The organism is Aerococcus sp. NPDC058936, assembly GCF_042741995.1.
In the GTDB taxonomy this organism is placed as follows: Bacteria; Bacillota; Bacilli; order Lactobacillales; family Aerococcaceae; genus Aerococcus.
The window spans coordinates 232,437-249,195 of record NZ_JBHYKZ010000001.1; the positions used below are offsets into that span (position 1 = coordinate 232,437).

Annotated in this window: 16 protein-coding genes and 1 pseudogene; 13 read left to right on the forward strand and 4 right to left on the reverse strand. The window is 38.9% G+C overall.

The genetic code is table 11. The annotated features are described in order from the left end of the window. Positions 1–40: 40 nt before the first annotated feature. Positions 41–352 (forward strand): thioredoxin, encoded by a 312-nt coding sequence (gene trxA, locus ACFW0C_RS01090; RefSeq protein WP_326132925.1) that lies wholly within the window; start codon positions 41–43, stop codon positions 350–352. Positions 353–474: 122 nt separating this feature from the next. Here trxA and mgsA read toward each other — a convergent pair whose 3' ends face one another. Continuing rightward, positions 475–939 carry a methylglyoxal synthase gene (gene mgsA, locus ACFW0C_RS01095; RefSeq protein ID WP_378104604.1) on the reverse strand — a complete coding sequence of 155 codons (465 nt, stop codon included), beginning with the start codon at positions 937–939 and terminating at the stop codon, positions 475–477. Between the two features lie 185 nt (positions 940–1,124). Here mgsA and racE point away from each other — a divergent pair, with 185 nt between their 5' ends. The 3 genes from racE to ACFW0C_RS01110 are packed head-to-tail and all read left to right on the forward strand — an operon-like array spanning position 1,125 to position 3,067. After that, complete coding sequence (gene racE / locus ACFW0C_RS01100) at positions 1,125–1,961, forward strand: glutamate racemase (protein WP_378104605.1); 837 nt, start codon at positions 1,125–1,127, stop codon at positions 1,959–1,961. Between the two features lie 7 nt (positions 1,962–1,968). Next, complete coding sequence (locus ACFW0C_RS01105) at positions 1,969–2,595, forward strand: XTP/dITP diphosphatase (protein ID WP_378104607.1); 627 nt, start codon at positions 1,969–1,971, stop codon at positions 2,593–2,595. After that, the gene (locus ACFW0C_RS01110; RefSeq protein ID WP_378104608.1) at positions 2,573–3,067 is read left to right on the forward strand and encodes a YfcE family phosphodiesterase; all 495 of its coding nucleotides are present in this window, start codon (positions 2,573–2,575) and stop codon (positions 3,065–3,067) included. Before ACFW0C_RS01105 ends, ACFW0C_RS01110 begins: the two co-directional genes overlap by 23 nt. 74 nt (positions 3,068–3,141) lie before the next feature. Here the strand turns inward: ACFW0C_RS01110 and ACFW0C_RS01115 are convergent, their stop codons facing one another. Next, the gene (locus ACFW0C_RS01115; protein WP_378104610.1) at positions 3,142–4,035 is read right to left on the reverse strand and encodes a mechanosensitive ion channel family protein; all 894 of its coding nucleotides are present in this window, start codon (positions 4,033–4,035) and stop codon (positions 3,142–3,144) included. A 196-nt stretch (positions 4,036–4,231) separates the two neighbouring features. Here ACFW0C_RS01115 and ACFW0C_RS01120 point away from each other — a divergent pair, with 196 nt between their 5' ends. The 7 genes from ACFW0C_RS01120 (at position 4,232) to ACFW0C_RS01150 (ending at position 11,076) form a co-directional block, all read left to right on the forward strand. Further along, positions 4,232–4,774 carry a DUF948 domain-containing protein gene (locus ACFW0C_RS01120; protein ID WP_378104612.1) on the forward strand — a complete coding sequence of 181 codons (543 nt, stop codon included), beginning with the start codon at positions 4,232–4,234 and terminating at the stop codon, positions 4,772–4,774. Positions 4,775–4,810: 36 nt separating this feature from the next. Beyond that, the gene (locus ACFW0C_RS01125; protein WP_378104613.1) at positions 4,811–5,308 is read left to right on the forward strand and encodes a YtxH domain-containing protein; all 498 of its coding nucleotides are present in this window, start codon (positions 4,811–4,813) and stop codon (positions 5,306–5,308) included. Between the two features lie 282 nt (positions 5,309–5,590). Then, entirely contained in the window at positions 5,591–6,592 is a 1,002-nt protein-coding gene (ccpA, locus tag ACFW0C_RS01130) for a catabolite control protein A (RefSeq protein ID WP_326132928.1), read from the forward strand. Between the two features lie 221 nt (positions 6,593–6,813). After that, positions 6,814–8,178, forward strand: coding sequence for a CapA family protein (locus ACFW0C_RS01135; protein WP_378104615.1), 1,365 nt, complete (start codon positions 6,814–6,816; stop codon positions 8,176–8,178). Between the two features lie 300 nt (positions 8,179–8,478). Beyond that, the gene (locus tag ACFW0C_RS01140; protein ID WP_016896993.1) at positions 8,479–8,742 is read left to right on the forward strand and encodes an ACT domain-containing protein; all 264 of its coding nucleotides are present in this window, start codon (positions 8,479–8,481) and stop codon (positions 8,740–8,742) included. A gap of 21 nt (positions 8,743–8,763) precedes the next feature. Continuing rightward, positions 8,764–10,122 (forward strand): PFL family protein, encoded by a 1,359-nt coding sequence (locus ACFW0C_RS01145; protein ID WP_003142421.1) that lies wholly within the window; start codon positions 8,764–8,766, stop codon positions 10,120–10,122. Between the two features lie 123 nt (positions 10,123–10,245). Then, a complete protein-coding gene (locus ACFW0C_RS01150) occupies positions 10,246–11,076 on the forward strand; it encodes an aldo/keto reductase (RefSeq protein WP_378104617.1) in 831 nt (276 codons plus the stop codon). Positions 11,077–11,426: 350 nt separating this feature from the next. Here ACFW0C_RS01150 and ACFW0C_RS01155 read toward each other — a convergent pair whose 3' ends face one another. Next, positions 11,427–12,248 (reverse strand): aminotransferase class IV, encoded by an 822-nt coding sequence (locus ACFW0C_RS01155; RefSeq protein WP_378104619.1) that lies wholly within the window; start codon positions 12,246–12,248, stop codon positions 11,427–11,429. Between the two features lie 382 nt (positions 12,249–12,630). Here ACFW0C_RS01155 and ACFW0C_RS01160 point away from each other — a divergent pair. Next, a pseudogene (locus tag ACFW0C_RS01160) lies at positions 12,631–12,912 on the forward strand (alcohol dehydrogenase catalytic domain-containing protein); the annotation flags it as partial. A gap of 150 nt (positions 12,913–13,062) precedes the next feature. On the opposite strand, the gene ACFW0C_RS01165 reads toward ACFW0C_RS01160, so the two are convergent. Beyond that, on the reverse strand, positions 13,063–15,594 hold the full coding sequence (locus ACFW0C_RS01165; RefSeq protein ID WP_378104622.1) for a transglycosylase domain-containing protein: 2,532 nt from the start codon (positions 15,592–15,594) through the stop codon (positions 13,063–13,065). Positions 15,595–15,823: 229 nt separating this feature from the next. On the opposite strand from ACFW0C_RS01165, the gene ACFW0C_RS01170 reads away from it, so the two are divergent. Beyond that, positions 15,824–16,729: a diacylglycerol/lipid kinase family protein gene (locus ACFW0C_RS01170; protein WP_378104624.1), complete on the forward strand. Its 906-nt coding sequence runs from the start codon at positions 15,824–15,826 to the stop codon at positions 16,727–16,729. The last annotated feature ends 30 nt before the right edge of the window (positions 16,730–16,759 follow it).

The following is a 16,759-nucleotide window of genomic DNA, read 5'->3' on the forward strand; positions in this document are numbered from 1 at the left end:
GCTATAATGATGAAGAATAAAAATGAGAGGGGTAATACAAATGGTTAAAGCTATTACAGATGCAGAATTTAAAAATGAAACTGAAGAAGGCGTTGTATTAATCGACTTCTGGGCAACTTGGTGTGGTCCTTGTCGTATGCAATCACCAATCGTTGAAACTTTAGATGATGAAATGGGTGACCAAGTTAAATTCACTAAAATGGATGTAGATGATAATCCAGAAACTGCACGTGAATTTGGTATCATGTCCATCCCAACATTAATGATCAAAAAAGATGGTCAAGTTGTGGAACAATTAATTGGTTACACACCTAAAGACAACTTAGAACAAGTATTAAACAAATACTTATAATCTAAAATAAAGAAAGCGGTCGGGAAATTCCCCGACCGTTTTTTTTTATTGGCTTAAATCTATTTGTTACAGGGCAAACATGACCCATCAGTCCTATTTGACGATGAGCCCTTTTTTCAAATTTACTCGACCAATTTACGGCCTTCGTTGCCTTTTTCGATATTTTCTAAGATGTCGTGGTTGAAGAAACCATCTTCATATTGTTTACGCCAGTCCATAAAGCCTTCGTCTAACCCGCGAATAAGGACTTCTGCGGTACCAATATTGGTTGCTAGTGGAATGTTATACACATCACATAAACGAATTAGGGCAGTCACATCTGGTTCGTGGGGCATAGCTGCTAATGGATCACGCATAAAGATGACTAAGTCCATTTCGTTTTGTGAGATAGCCGCGCCGACTTGTTGGTCACCCCCAAGTGGGCCTGATTTAAAGCGGTGAACGTCTAAACCAGTAGCTTCGATTATACGTAAACCGGTTGTCCCTGTAGCAAATAATTCATGTTTTTCAAGTATGAATTTATAGGCAGTTGTAAAGGACACCATCATATCTTTTTTTGAATCATGGGCAATAAGTGCAATTTTCATATAGCATATCCTCCAGTTCCTATCGGCAATCTGATTTTCATTCGAGACATTCACCTTTTTCCTTAAATTACGTTTAATAATTGCGAATTGGTGAAGTGAATCGTCTTCTTCTGTTATAATTGTATCATAGATGATAAATTGTTCATTGCGTTTTTTGAACGATTTGTTTGACGGAGGAGGTTAACATGAACAGACCTATCGGATTCTTAGATTCTGGTGTAGGTGGCTTGACGGTAGTGAAAGAAGCTATGCGACAATTGCCCAATGAATCGATTATCTATATTGGCGACAATGCACGTTGTCCTTATGGGCCAAGAAGTGTAGAAGAAATAGCGACTTTTACCAATCAAATGGTCGATTTTCTTTTAACCAAAGATATTAAATTATTGGTCATTGCCTGTAATACAGCGACTGCGGTTGCCTTAGATGAAATTAAACAGCGGGTGTCTATTCCAGTTATTGGGGTGATTCAGCCGGGTGCAAGAGCAGCCAATAAATACACAAAAAATGGCAAAATTGGTGTTTTAGGTACAGAAGGGACCATTAAAAGTGGCATGTATCTTGAAAACTTACTACAAAAAAATAAAGACTTGAACACGACTTCATTAGCTTGTCCAGCCTTTGTCCCATTAGTAGAAAGCCAACAATATGCTACACCTTTAGCCAAAAAGGTGATTGCGGAAACTTTAGCACCCATAAAAAATAAAGGGTTGGATACAGTCATTCTAGGTTGTACCCACTATCCTTTACTAAGAGATACCATACAAAAAACCTTGGGACATACGGTCAAACTGATTGATTCTGGCCAAGAAACCATTTCAGATGTATCCATCCTTTTGGATTACAACGACATTGCCAAATTGTCGAATGATCCATCACCAAGAATGACTGAATTTTACACCACCGGATCACCAGAACTATTTAAGGAGATTGCGGACGACTGGTTGGATAAACCAATTGAAGTGGACCGTGTCACTATCGAAACACTTGAAGCAATTCAAAAACAGATGAAAGAAGGCTAACATTTATATGAAGCAAGTAATGATCGCTACTGCCAACCCAGGTAAAGCCAAGGAATTCAAGCAATTATTCGACCCATACGGGATTGAAGTTAAAACCTTGCTAGATTTTCCAGACTATCCAGATATTCCAGAAACTGGAACTACTTTCATTGAAAATGCGACGATTAAAGCCACAACAGCCGCTAAAGACTTGCACATGCCAGTTATTGCGGATGATTCTGGTCTAGCCATTGACGCACTCAACGGGGCACCAGGCGTTTATTCAGCTCGTTACGCAGGTCCTGAAAAGTCAGATGCTAACAACCGGAAAAAGGCCTTAACCGAGCTTGCTGACGTCCCTGATGCAGATAGAGGCGCGACTTTCCATACCTATCTAGTCGTTTCTGACGCACAAGGTAAAGTCATCAATCATTACCACGGTACTTTATCTGGTGTCATCCTACGTGAAGAGCGCGGGGAAAATGGTTTCGGCTATGACCCAATTTTTTACGTACCAAGTGAAGGTTTAACCACAGCTGAAATGTCAGCAGAGAAAAAAGATTCTTTAAGTCACAGAGGAAATGCCTTACGTTTACTAGCCAAAGATTTAGAAAATGGGGAGTTGAATTTATATGAAGATTCTAATCACGAGTGATAACCACGGCGACCACGAGGCGCTTGTCAACCTAGTCTTAAAAGCAGGAGATGACATTGATTTATTTATCCACTGTGGTGACTCTGAGTTATCAGAAGATGATACCATTTGGGGGATTTTCCATACCGTAAGAGGAAACACTGACTATGGCAACTACAAGGATGTCATCAGCTTAAATACCCCTGAAGGGAAGATTGTCGTTACCCACGGCCATTTATATGGAGTAAAACAGAACTTGAAGAAATTGGTTGCCTTAGCGAAAGACAATCAAGCGGATGTTATTATGTACGGCCATACCCATGTCATGGATGACCAAGAAATTGACGGGATAAAAATTATTAACCCAGGTTCAATCCGCATTCCAAAAGGTAAATACCCATATCCATCATTTGCCATCTTAGACTGGCAAGAGGACAAGAAAGAAGTTACTTTCTTCAATACAGACTGGGAAGTCATTACAGAAGTAGGTTAAAAATATAAAAACCGCACGATCTATGTCCAAATTAGGACTTGATCGCGCGGTTTTTGTATATGTGTTTGTAAGGGCTATAGTTCTGCCCCTGAGTCATAAACTGGTTGTTTGTAGCCCTTACGTACAAGCAAGTCTGTAAGTTGTTCATAGTAGTGTGAACGAACTGCAAACTTATCGCCATCTCTAGTACTGAATACTACGCGGTAGAATAAGCGGCCGACAGCGTCACGTTGGTAACCCCAAACTTCCGGTTCACCTAAAACCCGGTCATCAGAAGAAGCTAATGATAAGCCATCTTTGATGACAGTTTCGATTGAGGCTAAATCATCGTTTGGATCAATGTATAAGTCTACGTACATACGGCGAGTGGTATTTGAAGAATTGGTTACATTTTCGATGTTACGGTTAGGGATAAAGTGTCTTGAACCGTCGTCACCAGAAAGAATAGTTGTCCGGATACCAGTTGAAATAATGGTACCTGATAAACCAGCGATTGTAACGTAGTCTCCGACAGCAAATTGGTGTTCTAAAAGAATGAAGAAACCATTGACCACATCAGTGATAAAACCTTGTGCACCAAGACCTAAGGCTAGGGAAGCAACCCCGGCACCGGCTACTAGTGTAGCCACTGGTAAACCTAGAATGGCTAGAATAGAGTAACCTAATAGGAAATAGTAAGTATATTGAACAACGTTTTCCACTAATTTATGGATGGTTTTGTTCCGTTGAATAGACCCGACATTGCGGTTTTCAATCCGTTTAGCGTCTCGCTCAAAGTATACATCAACAATTCGGTCGATAATCTTTTTGACAATCCAAAAGATTAAAGTAGTAATCACCAATTCAAAAACGGTAGAAATTAAGCTTGAGAGTAGGCTAGCATAATCAATAGATTCGATATAAGTGCGCCACCATTGTCTAAATTGATCCAAATAAATCATCCTTTCAATATTTCCCTTTTTCTTCATGGTATCGAATGATGAAATTATTGTAAAGCCATTTGCAAGAGGATTAACCAATATTTAAGTTGTAGGATTTTTTAGCTTAAAATAAGTGCGTTATTTTTTGTAAAGCCCTCTCATGGTATGGTAAAATATTCTTATAGTTATATATTAAATATCTTATATTTAATGATATGAGAGATGGAGAAGGAGTGATTTTTACATGACCGGAGGCCAAATTGCGGGCTTAATCGCAGCAATAGCATTTGCGGCATTAGTGATCTACATTATTCTATTCTTACGTGAACTAACAAAAACCATGAAGGAAGTTACAGGTGTTGTTAATGAAGCGAATGAAACAGTTAAAGTAGTCACCAAGGATGTGGATGCATTATCAATTGAGGTGCAAGGATTACTCAATAAGTCTAATGTTTTATTAGATGATGTGAATGGAAAAGTAGCTCAAGTGGACCCACTGTTCAAAGCAATCGGGGACATTGGGGTAACCGTTTCAGACGTGAATGATTCTACACGTAACTTAGTCCTAAATATTACCAATACTGCCCAAACAAAGGTAGATGATATTAAGGATAAAACAACAGGTGCTACTGAAACTGGTTCAACTACCGTAACCGCTGAGCAAGCTGTAAAACCTGGACAACCAACTGTGACTGGTATTCAAAAAGTGGGCCAATCAGCTAAAGCTTTATATCAAAAACGCCAAGTGCGCAAGGCACAAGAAAATTCACAATCTAAGCCATACTAATCAATATTATTAATTGAAAGAAAGAGGGAAATATATATGTCTAGAAATACAGGTTCATTCTTATTAGGTGCAATCATCGGTGGTACTGCAGGTGCTGTAGCAGCATTATTATTCGCACCAAAATCAGGTCGCGAGTTCCGTGATGACTTAAATCAACAAGCAAACGTTCTTCGTGATACAGCTTTAGACTACGCTGATATCGTCACTGAAAAAGGTAACGTAATGTATCAAACTGCTAGCGACGCTGCACAAGATATCCGCGTGAACTTATCAGAATCTGCTGAAGTTTTAAAAGCACAATTAAACGAAGCAACCACTGAAGCAACTAAACAATACCAAGTAGCGCGTGATGAAGTAGCAAGTGCTTATGCAGACGCCAAAAATACGACTGCCCAAGCAACAGATGATGCAAAAGCTGAAGTTGCGGAAGGTACTGAAGAAGTGAAAGCCGCTACTGATAAAGCAGCAGCTAAAGAACAACCAGTTAAAGAAGACGCTGAAAAAGTGAAACAACAAGTAGAAGAAGTTAAATAAAAATAATTGCTGACTTAAGCGAATAAAACAGAATTGCCTACAAGTATTTGAGTTGTTGAAATACCTGTAGGCAATTTTTGTGGTGTTTTGTAATAATCATGCAAATTTTTCACGTTTTTATGAAAATGACTTGTTAAACAAGTCAAATACTGATAGAATATGAAAATGTGAATGAAAGCAGTCACTGTCACAAAGAAAACGCTTGCAAATATAACTTTTTAGTGCTATATTTGGCGTTGTAATCATGAAAATAAATTTAAAAATTTTAAAGGAGCGATGAAGATGGAAAAACAAACTGTTACGATCTATGATGTTGCGCGTGAAGCACAAGTATCTATGGCTACAGTTTCTCGTGTCGTAAATGGTAACACGAATGTTAAACCTTCAACGCGTGCAAAAGTATTAGATGTAATTAAACGACTAGACTACCGTCCAAATGCGGTCGCACGTGGATTAGCAAGTAAAAAAACGACAACAGTTGGGGTATTATTACCAGATATCACAAACAATTTCTTTAGTGCTTTAGCTTTAGGGATTGATGATATTGCCTCAATGTATAAATACAACATTATCCTAGACAATGCAGATAATAAAAAAGAATCACAAGTTCTTTCTAATATCTTAGCAAAACAAGTAGATGGTGTTATCTACATGGGCCACCAATTATCTGACTCTGTTCGTGAAGAAATCAATCGTACAAACACACCTTTTGTATTAGCTGGTTTAAACGATCATAAAGGTGAAATTCCTTCTGTAAATATCGACTACACACAAGCTTTCTATGAAGCCGTTTCAGGTTTATTTGCACAAGGATATAAAAATATTGGTTTCCTAGCGGCTAAACCATACTTTACAAATAACCTAGACCGTTACAATGGGTACTTAAAAGCTTTAGAAGAAGCTGGTAAAGAATTGGACGAATCATTATTATTTGAAGTGCAAGACTCTCGTTTCAAAAACGGCGAAGACATTGCCCAACAAATCCTTGACTCAAAAGCTGACGGTATCGTTGTCGTCGGTGATGAGTTAGCTGTTAAAGTAACCAACCATATGGTGGATAATGGTGTGAAGGTACCAGAAGAATTTGCTATTGTGACATCAAACAACACGGCTTTAACTGAAGTTGTTCGTCCAACTTTAACGTCAATTGAACCACCTTTATATGATATTGGTGCCGTTTCAATGCGTATCTTAACAAAATTGATGAACAAAGAAGAAGAAATCGAAAACCATGTAACCTTACCACATAAATTTATTTTACGTGATTCAACTAAGGATGCATAAATCGATAAGGACCTCCAAAGCGAAATGCTTTGAAGGTCCTTTTTAAATGCTCATTTTATAATAGTAGATATCGCTATTCAGGCGAGCTCGAAAGACCAGCTCAAGACCTGGACGCCTTAGTCGTTGAGCTAAGGTGCTTTTCTGAAAGCCATTTTTACCTTGTTGTTTAAAAACTCTTCCATTATCATTAATATAATGAATTGGGAAGGTGTTGGATTTAGATGAAGAATAAATTGAGCCAGGGTAACCGAATATTACTGATGATGATAGCTATTGGACTAACCTGTCTAGTGGGCATTGCACTTGCATACAATGGGATTGTTTCACCAAATAATGCCAATGAAAATGAGGATGAACAAGCGGGTAAGGATACGCCAGCCATACAAGTGCCGTCCTTTTTGTCAAATCTGCCAGCTAAGGAAACTGAGGACCAGTGGCAGGGTGAGGATGGAACGTTTGTCTTGCGGTCGGTTGGTGATGTTTTGATTCATTCGGAGGTGACAGCAACTTCGGATACGGCAGCGGAGGTGTTTGCGGATCAAACGGCTTCACTACAGGAGGTGGGTGCTCTAACTGGAGACAATTTGATTGCCTATGGTTCGAATAGTGGGGAAACGGCAGTTGATCTGGGAGTTTCGGACTATAATTTTGACCCTATGATTGCTAAAATTGCGCCATTTACATCTTATGCAGATTTTACAGTGGCCAACCTGGAGATTCCTGCGGCCTATCCTGAATTGCCGGTGGCGACTTATCCGAATTTTAATATGCCATCGTCCATTCTGGGGTCTTTGAAGCGGGCTGGTATTGACGGTGTATCAACTGCGACCAACCATACGTTGGACCAGTTTGCGGACGGAGCCTACATCACTATGGATTATTTGGATGAGGCTGGGCTCATGTATTACGGGGCTTTTAGTAGTCAAGAAGACCATGACACGGCAAGGATTGTCGAGAAAAATGGGATTAAGTTGGGCTTTCTGGCTTATACTTATGGGACCAACGGCATGGTTCCGCCTGAAGATGAGCCGTGGGTGGTTAACTATGCGGATTTACCAGTGATGCTTGAAGACGTAGCGGCATTGAATGACCAAGTGGATGCGGTTGTTGTATCCTTACATTTGGGGACTGAATACGGGACTTTGCCGGATGGTGAACAAATCGCTGTGACTCAGGCCTTGGCCGATGCTGGGGTAAAATTGGTGATTGGTGGGCACCCGCATGATTTACAGCCCGTGAATTGGTTGAATGACAAGGATACCTATGTGATTTATTCGCAAGCGTCATTTATGACTGGTCAAGTTGCGGATGATAATAAACTTGGGGGCATTCATGAGGTGACTTTTGAGCGTGATGAGAACGGTGAAGTTCAAGTGAGCGCCGGGAAGTTCATGCCGACTTATTTCTCAGGGACAGCTAATGAGACTTCATATGAAAGTGTCCCACTAGCAGTGTATAAGGGACAAGATAATGATCAAGCGGCTTGGGTTGAGACCATCCATGACCGGATGATGACTTATACAGAAGATTTTATCTATGAGGATTATTTGGAGACTGCCTGGACAGAGGGCGTTGACTACGAATAATAGCAGTAGGTAGAGGATTGCTAACAAGCGTGGGCCTGACAGTACCTTTGCTAGAATGAATTTAGTAAAATGCAATAAGGGATTGATTTTGTATCGAATTCCCTTTAAATTGTCAGCTTTTTTGTGAGAACATCATCTTTTCATTTTGTTTTCAAATGGCATAGATTATAATAGGATGAGATTTTGTTTATTTTGTTCAAGAGACAACTGTACTTGGCAAAAGATAAAACAAGGAACTTATTTAATTTGTCAGTGGGATTTGCATTAAATAAGGATAAATAAATTGAAGGACGGGATAATATGCAAGCAGTAATTACAGTAATTGGTAAGGATAAGGTTGGTATTTTAGCGAAAGCAGCCACTAAATGTGCTGAATTAAACGCAAATATTGTAGATGTTGAGCAATCAATCATGCAAGACCTTTTTACCATGGTGATGATCGTCAATATTGATGGTTTAAACGTTGAATTTGAGGACTTTAAAAAAGAAATTAAAGATGCATTAACTGCGATGGAAGTTTATGTAATGCACGAAGATATTTTTAATGCCATGCATAAAATTTAAGTCAGTTAAGGAGAAACAAACATGCTAGAAATGAATAATATCATTGAAACAGTTTCAATGATTAAAGACAACAATTTAGATATTCGAACAATTACAATGGGCATTTCGTTGATTGACTGTGCAGATCCAGATATCGACCGTGCCTGCCAAAAGGTATACGATAAAATCACTACAGTTGCCAAAGACTTGGTTAAAACTGGTGAAGAAATTGAAGAAAAATACGGGATACCAATCGTTAATAAGCGTATTGCTGTAACGCCAATTTCGCAATTATTAGCGGCTTCAGGTGGCGACCCATTAAAATATGCCCACATTTTAGACAAAGCAGCCAATGCGGTTGGCGTTAACTATATCGGTGGATATACGGCATTAGTTCATAAAGGATTTTCTGCTGGAGACCGAGCTTTAATCGAATCGATTCCACAAGCCATGGCTGAAACAGACCACGTTTGTTCATCAGTTAATATTGGATCAACTCGTGCAGGTATCAACATGGATGCTGTTAAAATCATGGGTGAAGTTGTCCGTAAAGCAGCTGAATTAACCCAAGAAAACGAAAGCATGGGGGCCTCTAAGATTGTCGTCTTTTGTAATGCAGTGGAAGACAATCCATTTATGGCCGGTGCCTTCCACGGTCAAGGGGAGCCGGATGTTGTGATCAACGTTGGGGTTTCTGGACCAGGTGTTGTCCGCAATGCACTTGCAGAATTGCCAAAAGATGCATCTCTTGAAACAGTGGCAGATACGATTAAACAAACAGCTTTCAAAGTCACTCGTATGGGCCAATTAGTAGGTACAGAAGCCTCTAACATGCTTGGTGTACCCTTTGGTATCGTAGACTTGTCATTAGCGCCTACGCCAGCTGTTGGTGATTCTGTAGCTCATATCCTAGAAGAAATTGGTTTAGATCAAGTAGGTGCCCATGGATCAGTAGCGACTCTAGCTATGCTTAATGATGCAGTTAAAAAAGGTGGTATCATGGCATCATCAAATGTTGGTGGTTTATCAGGTGCCTTCATTCCAGTTAGTGAGGATGCAGGGATGATTGCTGCTGCTGCTAACGGTACTTTAAATCTTGAAACTTTAATGTCTATGACGGCAGTATGTTCAGTTGGTTTAGATATGATCGTCATACCTGGTGATACAACGCCTGAAATTATTTCAGCGATTATTGCTGATGAAGCAGCCATTGGGATGATCAATTCTAAAACAACAGCTGTTCGAGTAATTCCAGCTATCGGTCGTCGTGATGATGAAGTCTTGAACTTTGGTGGTTTGTTTGGTGAAGCTTCTGTTATGCAAGTCAATAGAACTTCTCCAAATACCTTTATCAACCGTGGTGGTCGTATTCCAGCGCCAATTCAATCCCTTAAAAACTAAAATAATTTTTAAAGCTAAAGCTCTTATCTTATCACGAGGTAAGAGCTTTTATTTGGTGGCCTGAAATTTTCCAATTATAATGTAGGTACAGTGTAAACTGAATACGTATTAAGGGGAAATTACATGAATTTATTAAATCAAACATTAACCTTAAATAATGGGGTAGAAGTCCCACAAATCGCATTAGGGACTTGGCAAACACCGACCGCTGAGGCAGTGAGCTCAGTTCGTTTTGCTCTAGACAATGGCTACAAACACATTGACGGTGCCCATGCTTACGGAAACGCTAAAGGGATTGGTGAAGGGATTAAATCTTCTGGTGTTAACCGTGAAGATATCTTCATCACAACTAAGGTTCGCGGGGAATCGAAAACTTATGAAGCGGCTATGGACAACTTCTACCAAGAATTAAAAGATTTAGACACTGATTATATTGATTTATTGTTAGTACACTGTCCGACGCCATGGCGCTTTTTCTCAAGAACTGATGACAAACGTCCAAGCTTCTATGAAGAAAATATCCAAGTATGGCGCGCTTTAGAGGAATTGTATGATAAAGGCTTAGTCCGTGCAATCGGGGTTTCAAACTTTAACGCAGACGACTTACAACACTTAATTGAAAACACAAATATTAAACCTGTTGTAAACCAAATCAAGTACCACATCGGCTATACGCAAGACGATATTGTATCTTATTGTGAAGCTAATGACATCATCGTTGAAGCTTATTCATCATTAGGTACAGGTCGCTTATTAGGCAACGAAGATATTAAGGCAATTGCAGATAAATACGGTGTATCCGTACCGCAATTATGCTACCGTTATCCTTTGCAAAAAGGCCACATCATTCTACCAAAATCAGTTCACGAAGAATACATTCTTGCCAATGCTGAATTAGATTTTGAAATTTCTGAAGCTGATATGGCAACTTTAGATGAAATCATTATTGAATAACCTGATTGTCATCCTTCATAAAAAAATGAAGCCATGGAATACCTAGCGCTAAAAATAAAAATCGTGATGAAATAATGATAAATATTATTTTTCGTCGCGTTTTTTATTTTGATTGATTTCGAACAAAAATAATTTCTACGTTAATTTCACGTGTAGCGTAAATAACTATTCTATTTTGTCATAATTCTGATAGATGGTGGGTCACTCGTTAAATTTTTGTGTTTCACTTACCTTTTAAGGTATTTGACTCATTAGACTTTTTTAAAGAATAAAAACCCTCCAACTCTCTAGTTTAGGATGAGTTGAAGGGTTTCTTTGTTGGGAGACTATCTTGTTTTGCATATCTTATTTTAAATGTCTTTTTTAGAGGCAATGTACTCCTTCACTAAACGATCGTATTCGTGCATAATTGATGAAATGACCGGACTTTTTACCGACGCTAATTTGAAGGAATCGATGGAAGCTATAGGCAATACATCATTACCCGTTCCTGATATAAAAGCACCATCGATAGTATTTAATTCAGTTACTGGAATATTTTGTTCAATGATATCAATTTGCTGCTGTTGGCAAATAGCTACTACTTTAGAACGTACAATACCTAAAAGAACATTTTTTGCTGGGGAAGTATAGAGCTTCTCCCCTTTAACAATAAATAAATTTGAACGACTGCCTTCTGTGACGTTACCTTCTTGGTCGACTAACAGCACTTCATATGAACCTGTTTTTTCTCGTTCCGCTAGTACAGTTTTTTGATATGCTTCACGTTGGATCTTGATATTCGGATCTTCTCTTTCCAAATCCAACAAAGTTGTTTTAATGCCAGTTTGATAATAACGCGCAGGCGGATAAGGACTTTTAGTGAAGAAAGCTAGTAAACCCATATCTTTATTCCATATCAATTTGATATTTTGATCAAAGGCACCATTTTTATCAACAAGCTGGTATAAACGATTGATTAAAATATCATCTGAATCTGTTAAAGGAAGACCGACAAATCCAGCAAAAGCTCTGAATCGGCGCAAATGATCTTCTAAAAACAGCGGTATGCCCTCTCTAACGCGAATCACTTCATACACATTTTTTCCTGTTAATTTTTCAAACGGATGTAGGTTGTCGGTAGAATGTATTTTATCATTATGATAGTAAAAATTTTGTTCAACATATTCCATATTTTTCATCCCCTTTTATCTGATCATGGTGTTTAATTTATTCAGGAGCGTGTTGATGGTTTATTTTAGATAAGTTTATCACTTTTTCTAAATGAAGACAGCATTGTTTTTTAATAGTTGAATAGATAGACTTTATCCAATAGGGTGGTTGGGATATTCTATACAAAATACGTTCTGGGAGAAGGTTTTTTATGATAGTTCTAGTAGTAGAAACCATTTGTTGTTTATGAGAAAAGGTATATGACAAAGCTTAAAGTGGTACGACAATAAAGAAGTTTTCAAACGTAAACGATTACATAACTTTTGACTTATATAAAACAAGATGAAAAACTCACACCATAGCTGAAACGAAACTATCACTTTTGTAAGAAGGAGAGATTCTATGCGCGCAGTAACATGGCAAGGAAACGAAAAAATGGAAGTCAAAACAGTTCCGGATCCAACCATTGAAGAACCCACTGATATGATCATTCGCATTACAGCAACAGCTATTTGCGGTTCTGACTTGCATTTATATCATAACGGGAAACCGGTTATGGAAGAAGACTATGTAGTAGGGCATGAACCTATGGGCATTGTAGAAGAAGTTGGTTCTGCAGTGACGAAAGTGAAAAAAGGCGACCGAGTAGTTATCCCTTTCAACATTGGTTGTGGAGAGTGTCATTCTGGTGTTTCTAAAAACTTATTCAGATACAGCCATATTAACGTTTTTTAGAAGGATAAAAACCCTTCAACTCTTTCTAACTAAGAATGAATTGAAGGGTTCCTTTGTTAGGAGACAGAGTTGTTTCCTAGCGCCATCTTATTTATTTTTCTAACCATCTTGTTCAATATTATCTTCTTCAAGTTCTTGACGACGTTGTTCATTTTCTGCACTACGTAATTTAAAGGATTCTAATACTTCTTGAACCTTACTATTTACAGTAGCATTCGTCTTAGACCGGAAGCTTTCAAGTTTGTTCATGTAGTCATCCATCGAACCACCGATACCAAAGGTAAAGCTTGGTTCTTCAGGATCCATGGCAGCGGTAAACAATTCAGTGTTGGTTGCTGCTGATGAAGGAATTGTATAACTTGTATCATATGGTCCTTCAAAGCTACCAGATTTCGTACCAGTTTCCGTCACTACTGTTTCCTCGTGGACACCTTCAGGTTCTTCTAAGACTTCACCAGACCCCATTGTATTCGGGTAGTAGTAGTTTAGTCGGTTACCCAAGGTTGTCCAGTAGCGTAATGACCGTTGAGCTGGCGTACCGTATACGGCATTTTCAGCTTGGCTATATAGATCACGAGTTTGCGTGATATTATCATAACCAATCCAAGAAGTAAGGGTAACGTTTGGAGTTGAACCGTTGGCCCACAAATCCTTAAATCGTTCTGAAGTACCAGTCTTCATAAACCAGTCTAAATCACTATCCATTTGCGCTTTATAAGAAGCCATAGCACCTGTACTTGTCGCATCTTTTAAGATATCAGCAATTACATAGGCTACATCTTCATCAAAGACGCGTTCTTTTTGCGTTTGATGTTGGTAAACCACGTTACCATTGGAATCAGTAATAGTTTCGATTAGGTAAGGTTCAACGTAAACACCACCATTTGCAAAAGTCGCAAAGGCTGCCGCGTTTTCTAATACAGTTGGACCATTAGTTGTCCCACCAAGTGATAGGGATAAATTACTGAACTCATCAGTTGAAATCGCATTCTGTAACCCCATCTTATAGGCATAAGATTGAATGTCGACGCCTTGGTTTAATAACTCATTATATAAGGCCAGTGTCGGGTTATTCATAGAAGTTGAAAGAGCGTAGCGAGCAGTAACAAAGTCATTTGAAATAGTAGTCCCAAAGTTGGTTGGTTCATAAATTTTCCCATTTGGTTCAACGATACGAGTATAAGTATCAGCCAGCATGGTATTTGCGCCAGCAATTTGTTCTTGCAGGGCTGGACCGTAAGTCAAGAGCGGTTTGAATGATGAACCAGGTTGACGACGAGATCTAAAGGCATGGTCAACTTGACTCGTATCAAAGTCTATCCCACCAACAAATCCAAGGACTTGGCCCGTGTCGTTATCTAGTAAAACCGTTCCATTTTGAACAGGTTCTACAACTTCAATCGGGTCACCATTCTCATCTGTTGATTCTGAATAATAGGTAGTACCAAATGAAGCTGAAAATTCTTGAACGGTTGAATTCATTGTTTCGTAAATATCGGGATCTACTGTTGCTTTAATGGTTAAACCACCGTTACGCATTTGATTTTCCGCCTCAGCATAATATTGGTTGTATAACTGATCATTGGCATTAACATCAGCCATAGTCAGTCCATCAGCCGCTACTTTTTGTTCCATCAAGATATCAATAGTTTCAAGTTCAACCGCTTGATAGATGTAGGAATTACGTTCATCTGGTACTTCTTCGCTGGTTCCAGTACTTAGGAAGTCTTGGGTAATATCATAATTAATCGCTGCTTGATATTCTTCTTCAGTAATATAGTTGGTTAACCGCATCCGTTGTAAGACTTCATGCGAACGGATAATGCCATCTTCTAAATATTCAGCATCTTTTAATTCACCGGATTGCAAGAAGGGGGTATAAGTATATGGGTTTTGCGGAATACCCACTAAAAAGGCTGCTTGTGCTAAAGTAACTTCACTCGCTGATACACCGAAAATCCCTTGGGCTGCAGTTTCAATCCCTGCAATATTTTCCCCTTTATGATTACGGCCGTATGGCGATTCATTCAAGTAACCTTGCAGAATCTGCTCTTTTGAATAGTGGTTTTCTAACCGCATCGCTAGCAAAATTTCCTTTGCCTTACGTTCAAAAGACACTTCATTGGTTAATAATTTTTGCTTGATCAACTGTTGGGTAATGGTTGAACCACCGGAAGTCCCTCCCACACCAAGGAAGGTTGAAGCACCTGCACGGATAATGGCTGACGGTACCACACCATCATGTTCGAAGAAGTTCTCATCTTCTGTAGCTACTAAACCATTAATAATATATGGACTAACATTTTCTAGTTCAGTATTTTCACGAACCAAGTCAGCGCGAATACTAGAAATTTCAGTATCATCACTATAAGTCATGGTCGAAATCTCACCGGCATTCTCCACCGCATTAGAAAGTTCCTCTTCAGTAGGGATTGGCATATCTTCCACTAAACCAATGAAATAGCCTGATCCTAAACCAAGCCCAAATGTCCCACCAAGAAAGAGCATAAGTAATAAGACTAGGAATATTTTAGCCAAGGATTTAAAAGCCACATTCACATAGAACATCACTTTTTCAGTCCCAGACAGCCCATTCCTCATTTTTTTCTTTTCTTCATTGTTTTTCTTCACTATACACACACTTTTCTATAACATATTTTATTGTAAAAATAGCTTGATTTGCTATTAATTATATCAAAACAATTGTATACATGCTATGTGAATTCCCCTCTGTAAAATGAATGTAAAATTGACCTAGCTCGCTTTCATTCGTATTCAAAATAATCTAGGGCTAAACATAGCTAATTCGCCAACGGTCTAGTAAAATGAAGGTAACACAAAGTACATGGAGGTAGCGAATATGTCTAAAGTAAGGTTGATTATTAACCCATCATCAGGTAGGGGGACGGGGAAAGAAATTCAAAGTGATTTAGAAAAAGCGCTGTCTGCTTCCTTCGACGATGTCGAAACAAAGTTCACTGAAGGAGAGGGCGACGCCAAAAAATGGGCTCGTGAAGCAAGCGACGAAGGGTATGAAGCTGTCGTCGTCGTTGGTGGTGATGGAACTGTTAACGAAGGAATTTCAGGAATCGCTGAAACAGATTCAATCATTAAATTTGGCTTTATTCCACTTGGGACAGCCAACGATCTAGCCCGATCTTTAGGAATTAGCCTAAAACCTCAAGAAGCAGCTAAAGACTTAGCTAATTTCAAAACACGAAAAATTGATATCGCTAAAATAAACGACCAATACTTCTGCAACGTGGCCGCTATTGGATCAATTCCAACAGCCGTAATGGAAACATCAAGTGAAGAGAAATCAAAATTTGGTTTCTTTGCCTATGTGCGTGATTCAATGCGTGCTGTATTAAAAGATGACCAATACACCTATAAATTAGTCTTGGACGACGATGAAGAGATTGAAATTTCAACCAAAGTACTAGTGCTTGCCTTAACAAACAGTGTAGGATCATTTGAAAATATGATTGCTGGCGCAACGCCAGATGATGGCTTATTACATATCATGACCTTAAAGGATGGAAATCTATTAGCTGAATTACCGAGTATGTTACAAGAATTAAACGGTGGGTATATCTCTGAAGCCAAAAATATGATTACGTATAACGTCAAAAAAGTGGCTATCTCTGTTGTAAATGAAGACGCGGACGAAGTGAAAGTGAATATTGACGGTGAGGTTGGTCCAGCGCTACCAATTGATATCGAAGTCTTACCATCACATGTGGCTGTAATGGTGCCTAATAAATAGGCTTCATTGCTATGATGTTAATACTTTGAT